The following is a 21,853-nucleotide window of genomic DNA, read 5'->3' as shown; positions in this document are numbered from 1 at the left end:
CTTTCAATTTTGTTAACATTGGGTTCAGGGCCGGAACAGGGGCAGAAACATATCTAAGTCAAAAGGTTATGTTCTGAAATTTTATGAAAAAACTACCTGATTTATCTAAATATGTCGAAAACATCAAAGAAACCTTCAACATTGCTGTTGTTTATGCGGGATCAAAAGAAGACCCAAATAAAGTCATAAGGAAGTCCATAAATACACGTAGTTGGAAAAGCTACGAGATAGTTGCAAATGATATTGCCCAAGCCTTAAAGCGAAATGGATTTAAAAACATATTCGTATTTGCAGAAGGCATAGATTTACTTTCAAAATTAAAAGAAGAAAAAGTTGACCTTGTTTGGATCAATAGTGGTGGGGTTCAAGGTATAAATCCTGTCAGCCATCTACCTGCATTATTAGAAATGGCCGGAATTCCCTATATCGGACATAACCCCACAAATGCTACAGTCTTGGACAATAAACATCTTCTGAAATGGGGTTTACGAGCCAAAGATATACCGACCTCACCATTTTTTGTCTGGAACAGTAACAGAGAAGACTTTACCGGTGCGAATAATACAAAATACAAACGAAACTTTGGTGATTACAATGGTCCATTCATAGTTAAACCTGTAACAGGGCGTGGATCCGTCATGGTCGAATATGTTGACACCATTGATGAACTCATAACGATTATACCTAGGATTTGTCACGACAGCCACGGTGCTGTTTTAGTTGAAAAATTTTTGTCAGGAGATGAATATACTGTCGCGGTTATGGAGCCCATTTTTTGGCAAAAGTCAGATTTTTATCAGCTAGATAAACCTCTTACTTTTTCCTACACCAAACGTAATCTTGAAATGGATGAGAAAATTTTCACCTCAATGGATGTAAAACCAATCGACAATAGTCGCTTTGAAGTCCTCACACCTGCTAATCATCCTGAAATAATAAAGAAACTCGCTGATATAGCCCAAGAAATCTTTTTATCATTTAATCTAGAAACACTTGTCAGACTTGACTTGCGTGCAGACCATAATGGCAATATCAATGTATTAGAAGCAAACCCCAAACCAGATTTAAAAGCACCACAAGCTGATGTAACAAGTTTGGTATGTTGTGGACTGAAACAAATTAACAGTGACTATGATTCACTTATCATGAGTATCTTGGGGGCAAATTTAAAAACCTTGTATATGGATAACGGGAATCTATAAATGCAAAAATTAAAAGTTACCTTCCCTGTTTTAATCACTACTTTTTTATCTTTCTTACTACTTGTTTATGTTGGATATGGAGAGGTTTTGCGCACCGCGCCTCAATTTGAGACCTCCAAAATGCAGGCGCAAGGTGAAGTAATTCAAGATGCTGCTGAATCTTTCCTACAATTAGGGTTGCCGCTTAAAGAGTTCATTGGCTTCCCGGAATTAATAGCTACAATTGGGGAAACAGACAAAAATCTAGGCGCCGTTATCGTATTTGATCAAAATGGTAATATCCTAGCAAATTTAGATCGCACAGATAACAAAAACCCAGTAACAACAGATGCTGTTAAAAGCTTTTTTGAAGGGCAAAGTGATTTTGATCAATCATTTAATCACCCTGATCATTTTGTAATAGCCCTTCCATTAGAAGGTAAATTCCAAACAGAAGGCTTATTGGTTTTAGTCACACCTAAATCCATTATGGGGAACAAACTTAAATCTGCCTTTATAAATATCTTACCGTGGCTTGCTTCATGTTTAGGGGGCACTTTCTTTTTATCTTATCTGGCAACAGCAAAGTGGCGTTTTAAAATATGGCCACAAGAGGTTATCTTTGGTGCATCTTTCCTCGCAGCGGCGGGCATTGTCTCGATGGTCGTGGTTCAATTTTATTCAGAAGGTGTACAACAAACGACTAAAGCTATGGCAGATAATCTGTCATCGCGTCTAAAAATTGTATCTTCTATGGGCTTACAATTTGATGATCTCAGCGGGATTGATGAAATGATTCAACGGTATCGCACCTTAAATCCTGAAATCAGCAGCGTTTATGTCACCCGCAATAGCACAATTCTGTTTTCATCTGACAGCGTGAATGATAATTCGGCCCATCAAGATGTATTTACCCATAGCAGCATTCTAAACGACGCGGATAACTTAAAGCTATTGGTCAGCGTAAATACACCAAAAGAATTAGTTTATAATGCTGTTTTGGACAATATTCGCAATTTTGCTGCCCTATTTGTGGCGACAGTGTTCCTTGCGATTTTATTAATTCAAATCTCTTTCAACATAGGACGTAGATTTTCTTCACGGGGAATTAAAGCCCTTCCCGCTGATCAACCAGATCGGCGAAAAGGGATCAATATGATCAAGCCAGTCTTCTTCATTGCTGTCTTGGTTGAAACCCTGAATGCCTCATTCTTGCCGCAGCATCTTCGTGATGTAGTTGCACATTCTGAAGTACAAGCATCTCTCGCAGCGCCTATTTTTTCAGCATTCTTTGTTGCCTTCGCAGTATCCTTGATTCCTGCCGGTAAACTAGCCGATCGCTATGGTTATCGTCCACTTTTACTTTGGGGGGCTGTCTTATCCGTTCTTGCCCAATTTATGCTTGCTTCAAGCTTAGACTTCTATTCCGTTCTATCCGCACGACTGATTTCTGGCATAGCCCAAGGGATGCTGCTAATTGGTGTTCAATCATACATCTTGGTAAATGCGGATCATAACAAGTCCACACAAGGTGCAAATATCATCGTTTACGGATTTAACGGTGCCATTATTTCGGGCGCGGCAATTGGCTCTTTGCTCTCTATCTACATCGGAATTTCAGGCGTTTTCTGGACCGCCACCGCAATATCAGCCCTTCTCATGGGATTAATTCTTCTCACACTGGTAAATCAAAAACCAGCCGCAGAATTTTCTATACCAAACCATAAAGAAGTGGTTACCACACAGAAACCACAAAGCATTCTTTACCTCTTCAAAGATCTTGAATTTATCAGGTCGCTTATCTTGATCGGTATTCCCACAAAAGCTGTATTGGCCGGCGTCACAATTTATGCTTTGCCAGTCATACTTAATGCATTGGGGTATAAAAATGATACCATTGGCCAAATCATCATGTTCTACGCGGCTGGCGTTCTTCTAACGAGTCAATTTGCTGCCAAACTTGTTGATAGAACAGGGCGAAAAATAGCAATTTTATCATTAGGTGCAATTTTATCTTCCCTTGGATTGGTGCTTATTGGTGTTACAAATTCAAATGCACTGATCATCGGCATACCTATTGTTGATATAAGTATCTACCTTGTCATAGGCGGTGTCTTCATCCTTGGTATTGCACATGGCTTGATCAACGCACCTATCGTGACACATGCCTTAAGCAGTCAATCTGTCAAACATGTGGGGAAAACGGCTTCGGCTGCGACATATCGCTTCTTGGAACGTATTGGGCATGTTGCAGGGCCAATGATTGTTGCGAATCTTCTATTTTGGATGGATAACAGCCCAGAAGCACTTATATATATTGGTATTACGATAGCTGTCATGGCAATCGTGTTTTGGATACCTTTAGGCCGAAAACCAGAACTCGCTGAACAAGAATGATCCCATTGCTGGAAAAGGGAGTAAGACAAATGAATCTGAACGCTACAACTATCTTCACAAAATGGACGGCATTTAGACTTTTATTATGTTTATCCATGTTCATATTTCCATTATCGGCGCAAGCAAACACCTCTGTGAAACTAACTGATTGGTTTGCCTATCAAGATACCAAAACTGTTGGCTGGACCTTCGATGTAATAGACACAGAACATATTCAAATCACGCGTGACAAAAGTTTGGCAACAACACCAGCAACACCTTCAGCTAACGTCATGGTAATTTATCGCAAAAAGTCCAGCGCCTATGACATCGCAATATCCCAAGTTCTCAAAGTATTCGAGCAACGTGGCGTAAATGCAGAATTCAACGTGGTTTTCATTGGCAAAGACGTAGAAAATGTTCTCTCAGCACTTCAAACAGCAGAAAGCAACAATGTAGATCTGCTTGTCAGCATGGGTTCATCGACAACACGTTCGCTTTTACGTAACTATTCAAATGGGAAAATCCCAGTCGTTACAGTCACCTCAAAAGATCCAGTGCTAATGGGGCAACTTGAGGATTATCAATCAGGCAGTGGAACGAATGTGGCATTCACCTCTTTGAATGCATCCGCGGAAACCTTATTTCAATATTTATTGCGATTAAATCCGGACGTACAAAACCTAGCAATTCTCTATGCTGAGCAAAATGAATCTGCGGTCCTAACACAATTTCAACCAATGAAAGAGATATCGGGTGATTATAATATTCAAATATTTGATATTGGGGTAAAAAATCGTGATGATGCCGCTAACGAATTACAGATGATGCTTCCGAACGCAATTAATCGTATGAAGGAAACCGACCCCGACCTAAGCAAAAGTATGATTTGGTTAACTGGCTCGACCTCTGTGTTTCAGCAAATACGCCTTATAAATGAGCTTGCTCAAGATATTCCGGTATTAAGCGCTGTCACCAATGTGGTAAAAGAAGGGGAAGATTCTGCTGTGGTTTCCATTGGCATCGGCTTTGAATCAAATGCCCATCTTGCCGCAATTTATATGCTAGATATTCTAAACGGTGCTAATCCAGGTGAAATGCCTGTTGGTGTTGTAACGCCACCCGATATTGCAATTAACTTTCGCATTGCACATAAAATCGGTATGAAAATCCCTTTTGATTTTCTAGAAATCGCAAGTTTCGTCTACGATAAAAACGGCAATCCTGTGCGCGTTTCTGGCCAAAATCTATTTTAATCAATCAGCTTAGTTATCTGTTCTGTTATTTCGTCTAATGATAAATGACCCATAAACAGAGTCGAAGGTATTTTCCGGCCAAGCTCTTTTTCATATGACAGTAAGACTTCAACGGAAAGCAATGAATCTATACCCAAGTCGTTGATCGGACGAGCTGGATTAACATAATCAATCTCTTGCTTCAAAACACCCGCCAAAATCTTACACCCAAACTCAACCAACAAAGCAAATTGTTCTTTTTTATCTAATTTTTGAAGTTCCGCGATCAACCCTATATTATGATCACTCTTCATACTATTGGTATTGGTTCTATACTTATAAATTCCAATCACAGGATCATTCGTATTTGATGTAGAAAGTATCTGTTCAAATCGATTAAGAGCTTCTTCACTTGTAATGGCCTCAATACCCTTTGCTGCGAGCGTTTTTTGTAAAGCACTATCACGGCTTACCACACCCACATCTGCAATAGCACCCCATTGAATTGCTTGCGCAGGCAGACCTTGCTGGCGTCTTTCAAGGACCAGATTTTCAATAGCGCGATTAGCAATCACATATGCGGATTGCCCCTGATTACCCAAAGCACTTGCGATAGACGAGAACATCACAAAATAATCTATTAAACCATCACGGCTCTCTTGATCTAAATTAATGGCGCCAGTTAATTTTGGGTGTAAGACTTTATCCAGCATATCTGGTGACAAATTACTAAAAAACTGATCTTGCAATATCATTGCAGCATGGAAAATAACAGTGATTGGTTTATCATGCTCTTTTTCTTGGCTAAAAAATGATCTAATCGCTTGGCGATCTCCTACATCGAGCTTTACCACCTCTGCATTTGGAGGCAACGTAGAATTCTTACCCTCTTTTAAAACACCAGACCGACTGGCCAAAACAATTCGCGAAGCACCATTCAAATATAACCAACAGGCAATTTTCTCACCAAAACCTCCTGTACCGCCCGTGATTAGAACCGACTTATCTTTTAGAGGAAACTCTGAATTAGGTATCTCCTCAAACTCTACTTTCTTAATTTCAGGTACCTTAACAGCCTCTTCTGTAATAGAAGAGATTTGATTTAGCATTGGTTTTTTTAAGGTATTCAAGCGATCTAGCTCACCCTTATTCCCCATACGCAAATAAACATTGGTTACACCTTCTTTCTCCAACGTTTTGATCAAACCAATAAGCATATTTGATAATGGGGTTAACTCTGTCCGTTGCTCGACCTGAATCAGAATATTTCCTGCACCCTTGTGAATAAAAGGTTTTAATTCCTTAAAAATAAGCTTCTTAACTTGATCCACAGCCTCTGGAAGCTGTCCTGTATCTTGCAAATAAACTTCTTTTTCGAAATCGATTAATTTATCAGACGATGTTTCATCAGCTGTTTTCCATGCTTCAACAAAAGCCTCAGAAATCACGTTTTTACCAGAAGGCAATGCAACGAATGTTACACCTTTGGCAAACATACAAATTTCTTCATTCTCGTTTCGGATAACAAAATCAACAATGATTTGTTTTTCCTCGAGACAGCGAAGCTCAATAAATGCCTTGATTCTTGTTGGCAGCGCGCGCAACAGGGTTAGATGCTCAATAGCAAAAGGTACTGCCTGCATCTGAATATCATGGCGGGTGATCATCAACGCAATCACGGCCTGTAAAACACCATCCAGTAGCGGCGGATAAGCATAATTATGATCTTCAATGGAAGATGTATTTAGTTCAACAGACAAACAATCATTCGAGAAAAATAGTTTCTCTATAGATTGGAACGCATCTTTATATTCAAACCCAAGTGATTGAACGAGATTATAAAAAGCGGGAACTGGAAATTCCTCATCAATCCTAGTTTCGTTAATATCCAGATTTTCAATATGTTCACTTGATAGGGTCGCAGTTGCATGCAACGGATGTTGATAAAGCTGCCCGCGAATTCCGCTATGTAGTTCAATTTTCTTAGATATAGGATCAATTCGAGAATACAGATTGAAGTTATCTCTTTCATTCATCAGCCACAAATTTAGAAAACGTATATCATGCAAACTCAATCTATCTGCTTTAGGCGCAAGTTGAGATGAAATCGTCAACATAGCCTCAAGATATCCCGCTGCAGGAAACGCTATATTACCCCGGATGAGATGATCTTTCAGCCAAGGAAAAAAGCGATCATTCACATCTGCGGACCATACTGCCCCAGGCACATTCAAACGATTTAGAAGATATGGTGAATTTGGCAAACCAAACCGTGTTTGTTTCGACAATGCAGACTCGATCCAAATGGATGCCCCTGAATCTTGTCTTAAGCTATAAGGATAAACTTGTCGCTCAGGAAACCAATATTCCCAATTCAGATCAAATCCAGATTGGTAAAGTTCCGTCACCAGTTCACGCGTTCTACTTTCTTCATTCTCCCCACGATGCAGAGTATAAAAATACGGTTTTGATTGGTTTAAATGATAGAGTGTCTCTTTGATAGGGTTTGCTAAAACAGGGTGCGGGCCTATTTCAACAAGATGGGTAAAATCATCTCTGACCAATGCTTCAAAGGCATCCTGAAATAAAACCGCATGTCGGATATTCTGCCACCAATAATCCGCCACCGACATATCCCCGTTAAATTGTTCCCCAAAAGCAGTAGAATAAAATGGAATACTAGGCTGATGAAACTTTAATGCGGAAATAGAGCCCCTTAACTCATCTTCAATCATATCCATATAAGGGCTATGATAGGCAAGTTCTACTTTAAGATATTGATTAAAAACACCTCTGCCTTCCAAAATATTTGCAATATCACTTAATTGATCGATATCCCCAGCTAAAGTCAGCATACTCTGGCTATTCTTTGCTGCAATATCCACTTTATCGTAAACTTCAAGTAAAGCAGCTGCATCAACTTCACTTAAAGCAGTGGCTAGCATGCCACCTTGACCACGTGTCGAGGCTTGCAATCGACTTCTATGATAAACAATCGCAACAGCGTCTTCCAGACCCAACATCCCACAAGCCCATTGAGCGGCAACCTCTCCTAAACTATGCCCGATGACACAACTAGGCTTCAAACCGATTGCTGCCAAATATTTTGTAAGCCCGACTTGCAAAGCAAATCCCATCGGTTGATCGATTTCTGTTTGTCCGATCCTAGAGTTTTCCTGACTATCGCCAAAAGCTCCCAGCAAAGAATATCCTGCTAGTTTATCAAAAAGTGTCGCGACCTCATCAATAGCTTCTCTATAAACAGATTCCGTTTGATATAAAGCACGCCCCATTTTCCACCAATGAGGTCCCATACCTGAGTAAACAAAAGCCGCTTTAGGGTCGTGAACGACATCCACTATCGATAAATCCGCTGGCTTCAACAAAGATTCGCTTAAACTTTCTTGAGAGTTAAACCAATGTAATTGGCGATAAGGCGCGATATCATTGGTGACGGCTTGTGAATACGTAAATGCAGCGAAGTTTTCCTGCACGTCATTGGAAAGATTAGCTAATTGTGAAGTAACATCAGTTAGCTGCTCTTGTTTATATGTAGCGATAGGGAAAGGCCTTTGCCGAGGATCCAGGTGAACTGGGCTAGATAAATCGGTTTCTGGTTTTTCTAAAATCACCATCCCATTTGTCCCGCCATATCCAAAGGAATTTACGAGGATAGCTTTTTTATCATCAGGATAAGAGAAAATATGTTCAGGTGTCGAAACTTGGAAACCTTCATTCCAAGCCAATTTAGGATTTAGAGTATTTAAATGCAGATTGGCAGGTATCGTTTTATGCTCAAATATCAACAGGCTTTTTATAACACCAGCAATGCCCGCTGCGGCTTCTAAATGTCCAATATTTGATTTCACAGAACCTAGAATTATTGGGGACTCTGCGGAAACTGCCGAACCAAATACATGATTCAATGTCTTCGTTTCAGCCTGATCCCCTGCTTGCGTACCAGTACCATGAGCTTCCACATATCCAATATCTGAAACATTAATATCTGCTTTTGACAGTAGTTTTTCCAATAAGCGAGTTTGTGAAGAGGAGCTTGGTAAAGTAATCCCCGGCGTATGGCCATCTTGATTCACACCGCTTGCTGAAATCACCGCTAGAATATTATCTTGGTCTTGAACAGCTTTCTCGTACGGTTTCAGCAGAATTAATCCGCCACCTTCACCACGTACATAACCATCAGCCTTTTCGTCAAATGTGGCACAACGCCCTTCCTTTGAAAGGAATTTTCCTTTGGACATGGCGATATAATATTCAGGCGACATAATAACATTCACCCCACCTACCAACGCCATTTCACATTCTTCATTTTGAATATTTTGTGCCGCCTGATGCAATGCCACCAAGGATGAAGAACAAGCTGTATCCAAAGTAAAACTTGGACCCGTAAAATTGAATACATGGGAGATACGATTAGCAAGCATCGTCAAGGTCGCACCCGTTGCCGTATGCGGGTTGATATTATCCCAGTTATTTGGCCCCAGCTTTAACAATAAATTATCAACACAAAAACCACCAATAAATACGCCAATTTCTTTATCGCTGAATTGGTTAATCTGATAACCCGCACGACGAAACAGATCCACACTTAACTGCAACAGCAAGCGTTGTTGAGGGTCTAGATTGGCAGCTTCCCTTGGTGAAATATTAAAGGGTAAAGGATCAAAACTTTCTGGATTCCAGTCTAAAAAACCACCACGATCCGTATAGCTATGACCTGTTTTTTCATCAACATCATTCACAAATCGATCTGTGTTAAATCGATTTTCAGGAATAGATCCAATAGCATCCACTTGCCCCATCAGGTTTTGCCAAAACAACTCCGGATTATCAGCCCCAGCAGGAAAACGACAAGACATCGATATGATTGCTATTTTTTTGTTTTTTATTGCCATCTGTTCATTGTTCCAGCTTAAAAAGGCTTCCAATCAAGGGATAACTTTTTGAGAGCGTTGTGATCGCCTGCAACTGTTTTTCCATCAATAATTCGAAATCTTGATAATAAATCTCTACACTACGTCCCGTAACCAGACTTGATAGATAAACATATTCGCCGGATCGGATTTTTATCACTCCATATTGATCCAGAAAATCGCTTTCATGTCTTAAAGCTTCATTCGACATTCCAGCACCTGCAATCAAATCGGTCGGCAAAATGGACCATTGCGCCCAATCCCGATAATGTTGTGCAATCCTATCTGCATAGGTTACCCCCATTTCGATCACTGATCCATGTAGCTGGTATAAATCTATAAACAGCTCTTTTGATTTAAAAACGTAATCCAGATGATACACAGGAAGTTTTTTTTCCTCAGCCAGAATAAGAATTCCCGCAGCAAGTGTCATCTTTGCACTCAGGAAATCCACATTCAATCGATGATGTAATTGATCCTTAGCCAATATCGTATCAGGTAGCGCAATAATCGTTTTACTTTCTTGTACAGCTTGCAAAAGCTTTATACTTAACTGGGGATCATTCACATCCAATATTGTCTGGCTAAGATAATCTGAAATTTCTCGTCTGCGATAATTATGTCCTTTACGCAGCAATACTTCGATTTCGCGATAATCTCCTAACAGTATAACGTTTGAACTTTCTTCATGTGCAATTAAAAGGATGTTTTCTAATATCCATTCCCAACCATGCATATGTGCCAAGACAAGAATAGAAGCAGATGGCAATTGCGTCAGTACATGTTTTAAATGGTTATAATCTGCACAAAAATGTGTTTGCCAGTAACGTAACTTTTCTTGAATTGAGGGCAAATACCAATACCAACCAGTTTGTATTTGATTTGCATGAATACTTTTCGCATCTTCCAAAATTCTTGATGCTGAGCCTGATAAATATAATGATAGCTTTTGAGCTAACTGAATAATTTGTTCCGAACTATCATACAGCAAGCCACTAGTTTTCAGGAAACTATTGAAATCATCATGTAAGCTTTGCCAGCTAGATGACACATGCGGAACAGTTTCATTAACACTGACATCAACAACATCATCGAATTTACGGATTGCAGTATTTATTGGCACTAGTCTTTGATAAAGATCTGCAACGGTTTCTGGCAATTCATCCAGATCCATCGATAGGTTATAGGATTTCCCAAGTTGCAAATCCAACTGAAGAAACGCCAAAGAATCAAACCGTAGATCTTGAAGAGATGTTGTCAGGTCCACATTCGTTTCTGTTGCATCAATAAAGTCAGATAGCAAATGGACGAACTGTTCTGTATTAAGATGAGTTGCCTCTGACTTCTCTTTACCATATTCATATACAACTCTTAACAGTCCCTCCTCAAGCATTTCCAGCGCTTTTTGACGTTGCACCTTACCACTCGAGGTTAGTGGCAAACCACCAGATTTCACAACAATAATGCGATCCAGCGGCAAACCAATTTTTGACATCACAATCTGATTGAATTGCTGACAGAACCTATCTAAATCATCATCATTACTTCCACGTGGTTGTTCCAATAACAGATTTATATCGCCTTCTTGCCCCTGAACAGCGATTACTTTTTCCATAGAAAGAAAGGCATAAATTTCCTGCTCAATATCTTGTGGGTGAAAATTCTCGCCGTTCACAATAATCAGATCTTTGGTCCGGCCAGTAAGGTATAAATATCCATCATCAATAAAGCCTAAATCACCTGTTTTTAGTATACCATCATGGAAACTGATCTGTGTTGCTTCTATATTATGATAGTAACCTAAGGCCACAGATGAGCCCTTTACCCGAACTTCACCAACCTGCCGCTCAGCCAAAACTTGACCTGTTTTTTGATCACAAATCATAAGGGCCGTATCTGCGACAGGCTTTCCAAGCGCAACAACATATTGCGCATTTTTTTCTTTTGTAAAAACAATCCGATTTTCTTTCCGCAAGATATTCCGATCAACTGATTTAATCCTTAGCCCTTGTTTCATCGGCATTGCTGAAACCAAAACTGTGGCTTCAGCCAAACCATATGCAGGTGTCCATGCGTTTTCCTTAAATCCTGCTGGTTCTAATAATCTTTGAAACCCATATAATGTTTCAGAAGAAATCGGTTCAGCAGCATTACCCACAGCCTTAAGATTCGAGAAATCAAGCCCTTTCAAATCCCTCCCAACAACGCGTTTCACACAAGCACGAAAAGCAAAGTCAGGTGCGCCTGTATAATCAGCTTTATAATCTGAAAGTGCTTTGAGCCAATTTTTTGGATTGCGAATAAAATCAATAGGTTTGAGAATTACAAGATGCCCTGAAATTGCGAGGCCAGCTAATAAATGGCTAAACAGCCCTAAATCATGGTATGGCGGTAACCAGGTTACTGTCGTTTTTTGCTCTTCCGGAGTAAATTTTAAATGCCCATTAATTGCGTTTAGATTAGATAAGATATTTTTCTGACTTAACAAAACACCTTTTGGGTCAGATGTAGATCCAGACGTAAATTGTACCAAAATTGGTCGATCTTCATCTTGTGAAACAGATTGCTCCACAAGCGGTGGTAGGGCTTTAAAACTGCTTCGGATTTGATCCACCATCAAACTACTGATTTTGACGTCACCAAATATGGAATTAGCTTTATCGGCAATAATCAAATCTGGCGCAAACCCATCAACAATAGATAAGAAACGATTTACGGTTCTTTTGCTTCCTGGTTCAAAACATGGTGCAACTAACCTATCGGCGTAAAAACATCCTATCAGAAAGGAGAGAAAACCAAACCCGGGAGAAACCGTGAGTAAGATTTTGTCATCAACACCTGTCTGTGTTTTCAGAAAATGAGAAACAGATGCAGCCTCTTCTTCCAATTCTTCATAGGTATAGGATTTATCTCCATTTTTACGAAATTCAGTCACAGCAATACGATCAGGATATCGCTGAAGAGCCTGCTTAAAAAATCTTGCAATTGGGGTTAATGTCGACACCGAATTATGTATCTTTCCTATTCGTTATTCACTCAAAAATTCTAGGACAATCCCGCAGATTGTGGAAGCAAAAACAAATCGTTAGAAAAGAAAAAGCAGATGCTAAACACATCTGCTTTTAAATCATTTATTGGACTTAAAATAATATAGATTAAGTACCTGGCACCAAAGGAATAACGTTGATACCACAAGGCCCAATGTCAGCGCCGCCAAGAACATCAATACCACATACGTTACCAGCACAAACACCGGCACCAACTGCAGCACCACAAACGTCGCCGGCACATGCACCAACACCTGCGGCCGCGCCACAAGCTGTTCCGTAACCTGCAGCCGCAGCACAAGCATCCGCACCACAAGCACCATATGCACCAACAGCCGCACCACAAGCCGCGGCACCACATGCAGAAGCAACACTAGCATCACCGCCACAAGCCGCAGCCCCGCATGCCCCAGACGCACCCGCCGCAGCGCCACAAGAATCCGCGCCACAAACAGTGTTTGCAGATGCTTCCGCACCACAACCGCCGCCGCCTTTACCACCAGCAACAGCTTCTAGTTGATCATCGCTCAGCTCCATGTCGAGCTCAAGATCATCATCCCACTCTTCCAGCTGTTCATCGGTCACCAATGTACTGTCTTCTAATACACGGTGACGTGTAATCAAGCGGAAGTCTTCATAATCACTTTCAATAACAGTGCTAGGATCACCGCTCAAACCTTTGGTAATATTTGCTTCGCCATTGGCAACAACAATTGTATATTCACCTGCACCACCAATTTTAAAATGGATAGTTGTATCCCAATCGCCAGCCGCTTGTGGCACAAAGCAAAGTGGCAAGATGTTCAAAAACAACAAGTCACTTTTCTTTTCAGGCGCAATATCGTCAGCTGATTCAACAATTGCTCCTTCCATTTCTTGCTGCTGTTTTGCCACATTCACAATCACTTCCGGATTTGCCGGAAAAGCTTTCTCAAACACTTGCAGATCTTCAAGATTAGAAGTCTTGATCTTGCCTGCCATAAAAGCTGTTTGAGGATCAAGAATATGTACATCAGCCCCAAATGGCTTATCTACAAATTGCATTTTATGTCCCCTTTTTGAACAAGGATAAATATTTATTAAGCCTCAATCGTCTTAAACCCTAAATGTGCGTCTTGATATTATAACTTATCTTTCAGCATTCTTTTTATTTGGTTATCCAACCACGGTCATTCCGCTGCCGCGCCAATAAACAAGCCCGACGTAGAATGATTTGCCCCAACCATCAAAGAGGAGGTTTGGCTCTCTTCAATGATATCCTCCTGCGTAATCATGCCTTTCTTTTCAGCACGGATTAGCAAACGTTCACTAATGTTAAATTTCCAACTTGGACATGGAAGACTACCACCCTCTCCTAATGTCTTGTCAGAATGTACAAATTTAAACGCACATGCACCTGTACAGTTTGGTAAAATCTTACAACTGCGGCAAGTATCGTTGTTAAATGGAGACCAGCTCATCCATTCATTATGGATTGCGCTTTCAAAAGCTGCCTCTGGCTCAAAAATCGTACCGATTTTTAAGGTCGTATCATTCACTGTATCCCAGCATTTATGCAACTCACCCGTTGGTAAAAGTACCAACCCATTTTGGCGCACCGCCGCACAATTGCCATGCATCATTGGTGGACGTGGCAAGCCTGTTAAACCAGCTTCAAAAGCATAACGATAGAGTTCAGCTTCCATGATAGCATATTCATTTTTGCCCATCGAGATATCATTACAGCTATGGCAAGCTTCAGTGATAGATTCAATGGGGGCAAAATATATACCCAAATTTGTACGATGATTAAAACCGCGTGACTTTAAGTCATCCATCAAATGTTTAATGTTATCTTTGTTATGATGATCAATATTTACACGAATTGAAACTTGAATAGGCGTTTGATCAATAACTTCCCCGATATTCTTTGCAATACGTTCATAAGTTGGACGCCCGGATAGCAGATAACGGCGTTCATCATGCGATTCCGCAGCGCCATCAAACGTCACCTGACAACTTGCGACATCTAATTTGTATAGCTTCTTGGCTGTTTTACCGTCCAGAAAATAGCCATTCGTTACGATAAAAGCTGTATATTGCACATCATGCTTTTTACATAACTCTTTCATCTTAACGGTGAGTTCTTCGATGGTTTTCAAGCCCATCAATGGCTCACCGCCATACCAACTAATGCTCAATACCTTCAAATCTGGCAATACTTTATCCAGATATTGTAACAAGGCTTCTTGCACCAAATCACTCATTTTTTTGACGGGTTTATCAGCACCTTGGAAACAATATTCGCAGGCAAAGTTGCATGCCATAATCGGCGCGATTGTCATCACCATGGTATTTGGATCATGGCGTGCAGCCATATATCTTTGTTCTAACTCACCCGTTTCATCAGTATCATTGGCAACCATATAACCAGCATTAATGAAATTACTAAGACGTGGATCATTGACCAAAAGGCGACTGTTTTCCAGATCATTATAGGTATCAATATCATTTTGGTCCCAAACCGCATAAGCACCTGTCAATGTATTATAGACAAGACTGCGATCGCCATTTGCGTCACCTTTAATCGGAATAAAAATATTGTATTTTGATTGAATCGCATAACGCGACTTATCATCATTTTCCACTGTTGTGGTAAACCCGCCCGTAGATTCTCTACGGATTTGTTCCAGAATAGATGCTCTTACGATTTCAGCAGCACTTGCTTGATCACCCATGAGATTGTCCCTGACCTAAAATCTAATTTTTATTTATATATTTATTTCACAAATGATATGACGAAACTTATTTGAAATCTAGTACTATTTACTAAAATTGAATCTATCTACTTAAAGACTGCCTATTTCGGGCAAAAAGGTACAATCCAGCGACACCAATCATACAAATAGCTGGAAATGCAATTAAAAAATCTGTGTATTCAACCCTTAAATTTTGTGCTGGGTAAAAAGAAAGATTAAGCCAATTCATCAGCCCATGTACAAATGCCAGAGATAAGATACCAGCCCCATATCCACGGGCAAAAGAATATAATAATCCTACAGCTGTTGTAGTTAAAACAATAGGCCAGCCATGTGGAAGATGATACAAACCAAAAATAACAGATGCGATAATGATTGCCTTAAAACTATTACGACCGAGATAGTCCTGCAGAATACCTCGGAACCATATCTCTTCAACCAACGCTATAAAAACAAAATATCGTATCACATCCAATATGTTAAATACGCCATGGCCGAAATTATGCTCATTCAAACCATACTGCCCTATTTGTACAACGCATAAGACTAAAAGAGCATATTTCCATTGACCAACTTTCAAACTACGTGGTTTCAGTATCAATATACCCCAGGACAACTGCAAAATCATTAATCCCCATATCATCATTTGGGTATTTCCAACCACTCCCATTTGTAAGATCACAATACTCGATAGTGACATAAGAAAAAATGCAATAAAATGAAGGAAGTACTTATGATTTTGCAGCATCTTTTGGTTTCCGGGTAGCTAAAGTTAGTAAAACCGTCCCAATTATAATTAGAAGAATATAGACTGGGTTAAACTGAATACCACTATATTGTCTTATCACGATAGAAGAGGCTTGATCCAATACATCGTTGCCAATTTTTTGAATAACTATACTCGCTTCTTTTCCAATTTGTTTGTCAGGAGTTGCCAAACGATAATAAACAACGCCATCAGTTTGATTACGCAAATTAACAACAACAAAGGAAGATTCATTTTTGAAAATCTGCGATCCATCTCGTGGATTAACAGAGACGACAAGAGAAATATCTGTGTATTCGATTTTACGGTTATCCGTTGCAAGCCAGATACTATCACCGTCTTGCAGGACACAATCCTCACATATTTGCTGCGCTGTATTCAACGAAAGTGAAACAGGGAATTCTTGTCGATTTTCGTATAGATTCGACGCATAAAGAATGATGCTCATAACCATTCCGAAAATACTTAAGCCTAGCCCGGATACAAAGAAGAGAATTTGCTTAAGAGTTAACTTTGAAAAATCGATTTGTTTTCTCATAGTTTCACTTCCTCAATATTAACGTATTGATGTCTCCGGTAGATTAATGATCTCACGAACAACTTCGTTCGTATCCCCTGTTAAGAAATCAATTGTTGCTTTGCTTTTTTCATATTCTGCTCGTGCCAAGGCACGTTTATTTTTTGCATCAGCTAATAACTGCGCCGCGTTTAGAACTTCCGTACTGGTTTGTTCTCCACGGTTAAACTGTTTCAGTTCTGCTTCATAAATACGTGTGGTTACATCAACTTCATTAATTGCCGCCTGCAGACGACGGAAATTCTGATGAACCCGATTTACTGAGCTCTCAACTGTCTTAACAATATTAACTTTTTCACTTGAGATAGCGTATTTAGCTAATGAATTAGCGTTAATAGCTTGACGATAATCCTCTTCAGTTTCACGTAAACCAAGTGGGATCGTTAATGTCACTCCGATGGACCAATCATCCGAATCTGTGGTCACGCTCCGAACAGAGCTATTTTTATAGATGTCATCTGACACGGAATAACTCATCGTCAAATCCAAATCAGGATAACGTTGCCAATCTGCTGCTTCAACAGTCATATCGGACGAAGCTAAATTATTATCCAACTTCTGCAAAGATAAAGAATTACGCAAGGCTAGGTTAGTAACGTCTTCTCTTTTTACAAAAGGTTCCACAACATCAGGTGCACTTTCAGGTTCAATCAAGATTGTTGTTTGTTCTTCTGGGTTGCTAGTGATCAGACGCATCATTGTATTGTTGGTTTCAATCACACTGGTTTGAGCCAAAATAATCGCGTCATACCTCTGTGCAACACCTGTCTGTGCACGCAAAACTTCTACTTTAGCTACTAACCCTGCATCAGACAGTTTCGTTGCTAAATCTTCTTGTTTTTCTGCAAGTGCTAATTGTTCCATTGCAATGGATAAATTTTGAAATGAACGCCAATGATCCCAGTAAGCTGACGTTACTTCTGTATAACGCGTCGCCATGGTTTCAATTTGGGTAAGCTCTTGATTGGTAAGACTAATTTTCGCCTGCTCACGTGTCAAAGTATTGACCAGAAAGCCTCCATCTTTCAATAGAGGCTGAGTTAAAGATAACGTAGAGGTATCACCATCACCATCCAAATCCGTTCCCGAAGAAACCGCATCAGTTTGAGTATAGGTCTGTGTCGCAGAGACAACGGTTCCCGGCTCGAAGGTTTTTGATACTCCTACGGAAAGCGAATCCTGATCGCCACGAAGATTTGTAACATCATTGTCACTGCGTCCTGTTGAGGTTGTAACAGTCACTGTAGTGTCAAAAGCAGTATCAGCAGAAATGATAGCAGATTGTGCTGAATCTACATTCAAATATGTCGGACGAAGCAATAACTCGTTAAAGACGGTTTGTTTCTGCACTTTATCCAAAGATAAAGAGATCTTATCACCTTGAAATTCAAACTCATTCCAATAAGGGGAAAGATGAAAATCCTGTGCAACGCTAAGCTTTGAAAAACTCAACGCTAACATTGCAAATCCGGCAACTTGCCAGTTTTTACCAGAAAATATTTTGGGCGCCTTTTTCATCATTTGATCTCTGCGGTAAAAGTTTCTTATCCGTTTTTAAGTTTATCAATAATCACTTTAAAACGTGTTCCCGCCAAAGTGATTTTTTCCAAAACCTGTTCATCAATCTCATCATCAATAAACTCATCTTCATCTTCAGTATAAGCAGAGTCGCCGGAAATGACATTAAGATTCAATACACGTAGACGCTGAGCCAAGAAAACACCCAACGCTTTGTAAAAGCGCCCTTGAAACTTTGGATTAGAATTCAGGCGCGCTTCCAAATCATCAAAATCAATTCTCAATACAAGGATGTCTGTACTTGCCACAATGGTCGCAGAAGGCGGGCGTGAATCTAATAAAGACATCTCACCAAAGACCTCGCCTTGCGTGATTTCTGCAACTTTTTTACCGCGGATCGTCACATTTACTGTACCCTCTGCCATAATAAAAAGATTGCCATTTTGAACATTTTCCTGAACCAATTCATCGCCGGGTTTATATTGTTCACGATGACCAGCAGTCACCATCCAATCAATATCTTCGTCTTCCAACAGCCCCAAGATATATAATACTTTTTTCATTTAAGTCTCCTCTGTGACGGTTTGCTTCTTCGCCATAGAAGCAAACATACCATCCAGTTTCATGAGTTCTTCATAATTACCCTGCTCTAGGATTTTGCCCTCTCCCAGCACAATAATCTTATCTGCATCCAGAATAGTTGATAGTCGATGCGCAATCACAACACGGGTTACCTTTCGTCGTCTCAAACTTTCTGTAACAATTTTCTGTGTTTTATTATCCAATGCGGATGTGGCTTCATCGAAAAATACAATTGATGGATTTTGTGCTAATGCACGTGCAATCATCAAACGTTGTTTTTGTCCACCAGATAAAGTTCCACCACCTTCAGGCACAACCGTATGCAATCCCATCGGGAAACCTTTAATATCATCCGCAAGGCCTGCATCTTCTGCTGCTTCCCATGCCTCATCCATACTCATTTTTGAAGCACCAATGATATTGTGATAAATTGTCCCAGCACTCACGGAAGATTCTTGAAGAACCACACCGATTTGGCGGCGAATACCAACCATATCCAATTTTGCCGTATCATTACGATCATAAAGAATTTGACCAGATTCAGGCGTTTCAAACCCCAGCAATAGTTTAAACATTGTCGACTTACCGCAACCTGATTGTCCAACGACCGCAATAAATTCACCCGGTAAAATTCGTAAACTAACATCATCCAAAATAACAGGTGTGTCTTCAGAATACCGGAATTTCACATGGGAAAGTTCAATCAAACCCTCCAATGGAGGTGGTGTTTTCTTACCGCTTCCCGACTCAATTTCAGCTTCCAAAATAGGGCGCGCCAATTCACGTTTCGCCATTTGTTGGTGGATAGTAATAAAACTTGAAAAGAAATTTACCACGCCGCCGACCACGGCACTGAAAGCACCTTGAATAGCAAAGAAACTACCAACTGTCAGAAGGCTTGGCGCTAATGGATCCAGTTCACGTAAATCAATGCTTTCCTTGATCATCGTACCGGCAAAATAATACAGCGCAATCGTACTAAAAGTCTGGATAAATGTATTGATCATTGAAGAATATTGCTGCAACTGAGCAACCTTATAATTATCCTTCAATTGCTGTCCGTATCTCTTACTCCATTGGGCAAAAGCTCTTGGTTCCGCACCTGCAATTTGTAATTTGGAAATACCCTTTACCATCTGCACCATAAAACCAAATAAATGACCGCTAGCACGTTCTTGTTTCAAGGCGATTTTCCGAATAACGAAAGAGAAAGAAACCGAAATAATACTGGTTAAAACCGCTGCAATCAGCGCCAAGAATGCAAGTTTTGAAGAATAATAAAAACACATTAACAACATCATCAAAACAGATAGTAAGGAGAATCCAGCATTAATCACCGTACCGGAGAAACCAGCGCTAATCTCCGAAATCATCATGGATCGATTAAGCAAATCACCACTACTATAATTACGATAAAAACGGGTCGGCAGTTTTAACAATCTATCCATGATCATGGATTGCAGCTGAGCCGTCATAGCAGTTTGAATGCGAAGCGAAATAATGCCTTGGGATAGTGAGAAGAAGAATAAGCCCAAGGACATACAACTCATACCAATTGCCAGATCAACCATTAGATCCTTATTCGCATCCGGTATAACTTGATCCACCAATAATCTATTCGCAATAGGTGTGAATAGGCCCAATAGTCCTGACAAGAAAGAGAGAGCAAACATCAACATAAAATCAGTTGTAAATGGCTTATATGTAAATCTCGCCAGTTTCATGAAGCTGGTGGCTTCTTCCTTATCTGTCGGCATTGGACGAATGAAGTAGTATGCCTCCTCATTCAGTTCCAAATCCATATCCAGATCAAGCGGAATCATCTCACGGGCTTCAGGATCAAAGAAGAAATAACGTCGGACCAACCCACCATATTGAGCAAGGTTTAACAAAGCCATTGGCTTCCCTGTTTTCTTATCAAAACAGAGTATATTACCAACGTCATCCTTCCACCATTCCCCAATCAGGCGTACATGACGCATGCGTACACCTGAATCACGACAAATGCGTTCAATCTGACCATCCACAGACAGATTTTGATCCACAGGAATATCTAAATTGAAATCTAGTTTAGAGAAATGCCCAACAACCTCCAAAACCGTTTGTAAATCATTATCATGTTCTTGCGGTTGCCAAACGGACTTATCTTCCAGTTTTAAATTATCAACGGCGTCACGTTTGTTGCGTTCAATTTCTTTTTGAAGGCGCTTAAAGCGATTTCTCTCCGCGCGCTCCTGATCCAAAATGCGATGGTAATACAGGGCAACCATCGCTGATTGTAAACTTAGCAAACCATCTAGATCCGCGGATTTCAGTTTTTCAACCTGTTCAAAACGACCCTTAAGATCTTCTACAGCTATGAAATGCAACGCATTTGTCGCATAAAAGATCAGATTGCCATCTTCTGCACCAACTGGAAGGATCTTTTCTTTATCAAAGGTAATCTTTCCTGATTCCAGAACCAATCGATAAAATCCAGCATTTTTAGGGCGGAATTTTTGCCCATCACTATATTCCAATTCATCAAGTTGTTCTGTTTTCTCATAATAATCTTGAACTTGTAACTTGCTAATAAAGCTGCCAATTTTTTCACACCAGCTTTCCAAGGCTTCCATATATTTGGGAGATTTCGAAGAAACCAATGTTTTCTTGCTTACATCTTGAAGCTCTGCATCCTCCACAGGCTCGGCGACCATCGTAAAGTCTGCATCTTCCAGTGGATAAGTCCCACCCCAGATAAGAGAGCCCGTATGGCATGTCATCACATAATGGCGTTGCCCAACCATTTCACCATTGGAAAGTCGCACCAAATATAGGGCTAAAGATCCTTGATTGATAAGGTATCCACTATCCTTATCTTCCAGTCTCAGTATATCATGTCCTGTTAATTTCATGGCCTGAC

At 40.2% G+C, this 21,853-nt stretch carries 12 protein-coding genes; 3 read left to right on the top strand and 9 right to left on the bottom strand.

The genetic code is table 11. The annotated features are described in order from the left end of the window. Nucleotides 1-83: 83 nt before the first annotated feature. From E1160_RS11530 to E1160_RS11520, 3 genes are read left to right on the top strand one after another with little or no spacing between them, the layout of a single operon-like run. Nucleotides 84-1,202, top strand: coding sequence for a D-alanine--D-alanine ligase family protein (locus E1160_RS11530; RefSeq protein ID WP_155155314.1), 1,119 nt, complete (start codon nt 84-86; stop codon nt 1,200-1,202). After that, complete coding sequence (locus E1160_RS11525) at nt 1,203-3,578, top strand: MFS transporter (protein WP_155155313.1); 2,376 nt, start codon at nt 1,203-1,205, stop codon at nt 3,576-3,578. It abuts the gene before it with no gap. Between the two features lie 29 nt (nt 3,579-3,607). Further along, the gene (locus E1160_RS11520) at nt 3,608-4,813 is read left to right on the top strand and encodes an ABC transporter substrate binding protein (RefSeq protein ID WP_218048865.1); all 1,206 of its coding nucleotides are present in this window, start codon (nt 3,608-3,610) and stop codon (nt 4,811-4,813) included. On the opposite strand, the gene E1160_RS11515 is transcribed toward E1160_RS11520, so the two are convergent. The 9 genes from E1160_RS11515 to E1160_RS11475 form a co-directional block, all read right to left on the bottom strand. Then, complete coding sequence (locus E1160_RS11515; protein ID WP_155155311.1) at nt 4,810-9,705, bottom strand: type I polyketide synthase; 4,896 nt, start codon at nt 9,703-9,705, stop codon at nt 4,810-4,812. The genes E1160_RS11520 and E1160_RS11515 overlap by 4 nt on opposite strands. 4 nt (nt 9,706-9,709) lie before the next feature. Next, on the bottom strand, nt 9,710-12,727 hold the full coding sequence (locus E1160_RS11510) for an AMP-binding protein (protein WP_155155310.1): 3,018 nt from the start codon (nt 12,725-12,727) through the stop codon (nt 9,710-9,712). Between the two features lie 151 nt (nt 12,728-12,878). Further along, a complete protein-coding gene (locus tag E1160_RS11505) occupies nt 12,879-13,814 on the bottom strand; it encodes a hypothetical protein (protein WP_155155309.1) in 936 nt (311 codons plus the stop codon). A 125-nt stretch (nt 13,815-13,939) separates the two neighbouring features. Next, nucleotides 13,940-15,487: a TIGR04463 family radical SAM/SPASM RiPP maturase gene (locus E1160_RS11500; RefSeq protein ID WP_155155308.1), complete on the bottom strand. Its 1,548-nt coding sequence runs from the start codon at nt 15,485-15,487 to the stop codon at nt 13,940-13,942. A gap of 103 nt (nt 15,488-15,590) precedes the next feature. Next, complete coding sequence (locus E1160_RS11495; protein ID WP_155155307.1) at nt 15,591-16,256, bottom strand: CPBP family intramembrane glutamic endopeptidase; 666 nt, start codon at nt 16,254-16,256, stop codon at nt 15,591-15,593. Continuing rightward, on the bottom strand, nt 16,240-16,812 hold the full coding sequence (locus tag E1160_RS11490) for a hypothetical protein (RefSeq protein ID WP_155155306.1): 573 nt from the start codon (nt 16,810-16,812) through the stop codon (nt 16,240-16,242). Before E1160_RS11490 ends, E1160_RS11495 begins: the two co-directional genes overlap by 17 nt. A gap of 18 nt (nt 16,813-16,830) precedes the next feature. Continuing rightward, entirely contained in the window at nt 16,831-18,372 is a 1,542-nt protein-coding gene (locus tag E1160_RS11485; RefSeq protein ID WP_155155305.1) for a TolC family protein, read from the bottom strand. Nucleotides 18,373-18,395: 23 nt separating this feature from the next. Continuing rightward, entirely contained in the window at nt 18,396-18,932 is a 537-nt protein-coding gene (locus tag E1160_RS11480) for a cyclic nucleotide-binding domain-containing protein (protein ID WP_155155304.1), read from the bottom strand. Then, on the bottom strand, nt 18,933-21,845 hold the full coding sequence (locus tag E1160_RS11475) for an NHLP bacteriocin export ABC transporter permease/ATPase subunit (RefSeq protein WP_155155303.1): 2,913 nt from the start codon (nt 21,843-21,845) through the stop codon (nt 18,933-18,935). Nucleotides 21,846-21,853: the final 8 nt, after the last annotated feature.

Origin of the sequence: Curvivirga aplysinae, from assembly GCF_009711445.1 — a bacterium.
In the GTDB taxonomy this organism is placed as follows: domain Bacteria; phylum Pseudomonadota; class Alphaproteobacteria; order UBA8366; family Aestuariispiraceae; genus Curvivirga; species Curvivirga aplysinae.
This window is presented reverse-complemented; position numbering and strand designations above follow the sequence as displayed.

Bases quoted from the DNA above. Each gene is read 5' to 3' on its own strand.
- E1160_RS11505 (WP_155155309.1), bottom strand. From the start codon at position 13,814: ATGCAATTTGTAGATAAGCCATTTGGGGCTGATGTACATATTCTTGAT.
- E1160_RS11495 (WP_155155307.1), bottom strand. From the start codon at position 16,256: ATGCTGCAAAATCATAAGTACTTCCTTCATTTTATTGCATTTTTTCTT.
- E1160_RS11530 (WP_155155314.1), top strand. From the start codon at position 84: ATGAAAAAACTACCTGATTTATCTAAATATGTCGAAAACATCAAAGAA.
- E1160_RS11480 (WP_155155304.1), bottom strand. From the start codon at position 18,932: ATGAAAAAAGTATTATATATCTTGGGGCTGTTGGAAGACGAAGATATT.
- E1160_RS11515 (WP_155155311.1), bottom strand. From the start codon at position 9,705: ATGGCAATAAAAAACAAAAAAATAGCAATCATATCGATGTCTTGTCGT.
- E1160_RS11485 (WP_155155305.1), bottom strand. From the start codon at position 18,372: ATGATGAAAAAGGCGCCCAAAATATTTTCTGGTAAAAACTGGCAAGTT.
- E1160_RS11490 (WP_155155306.1), bottom strand. From the start codon at position 16,812: ATGAGAAAACAAATCGATTTTTCAAAGTTAACTCTTAAGCAAATTCTC.
- E1160_RS11475 (WP_155155303.1), bottom strand. From the start codon at position 21,845: ATGAAATTAACAGGACATGATATACTGAGACTGGAAGATAAGGATAGT.
- E1160_RS11500 (WP_155155308.1), bottom strand. From the start codon at position 15,487: ATGGGTGATCAAGCAAGTGCTGCTGAAATCGTAAGAGCATCTATTCTG.
- E1160_RS11525 (WP_155155313.1), top strand. From the start codon at position 1,203: ATGCAAAAATTAAAAGTTACCTTCCCTGTTTTAATCACTACTTTTTTA.
- E1160_RS11520 (WP_218048865.1), top strand. From the start codon at position 3,608: ATGAATCTGAACGCTACAACTATCTTCACAAAATGGACGGCATTTAGA.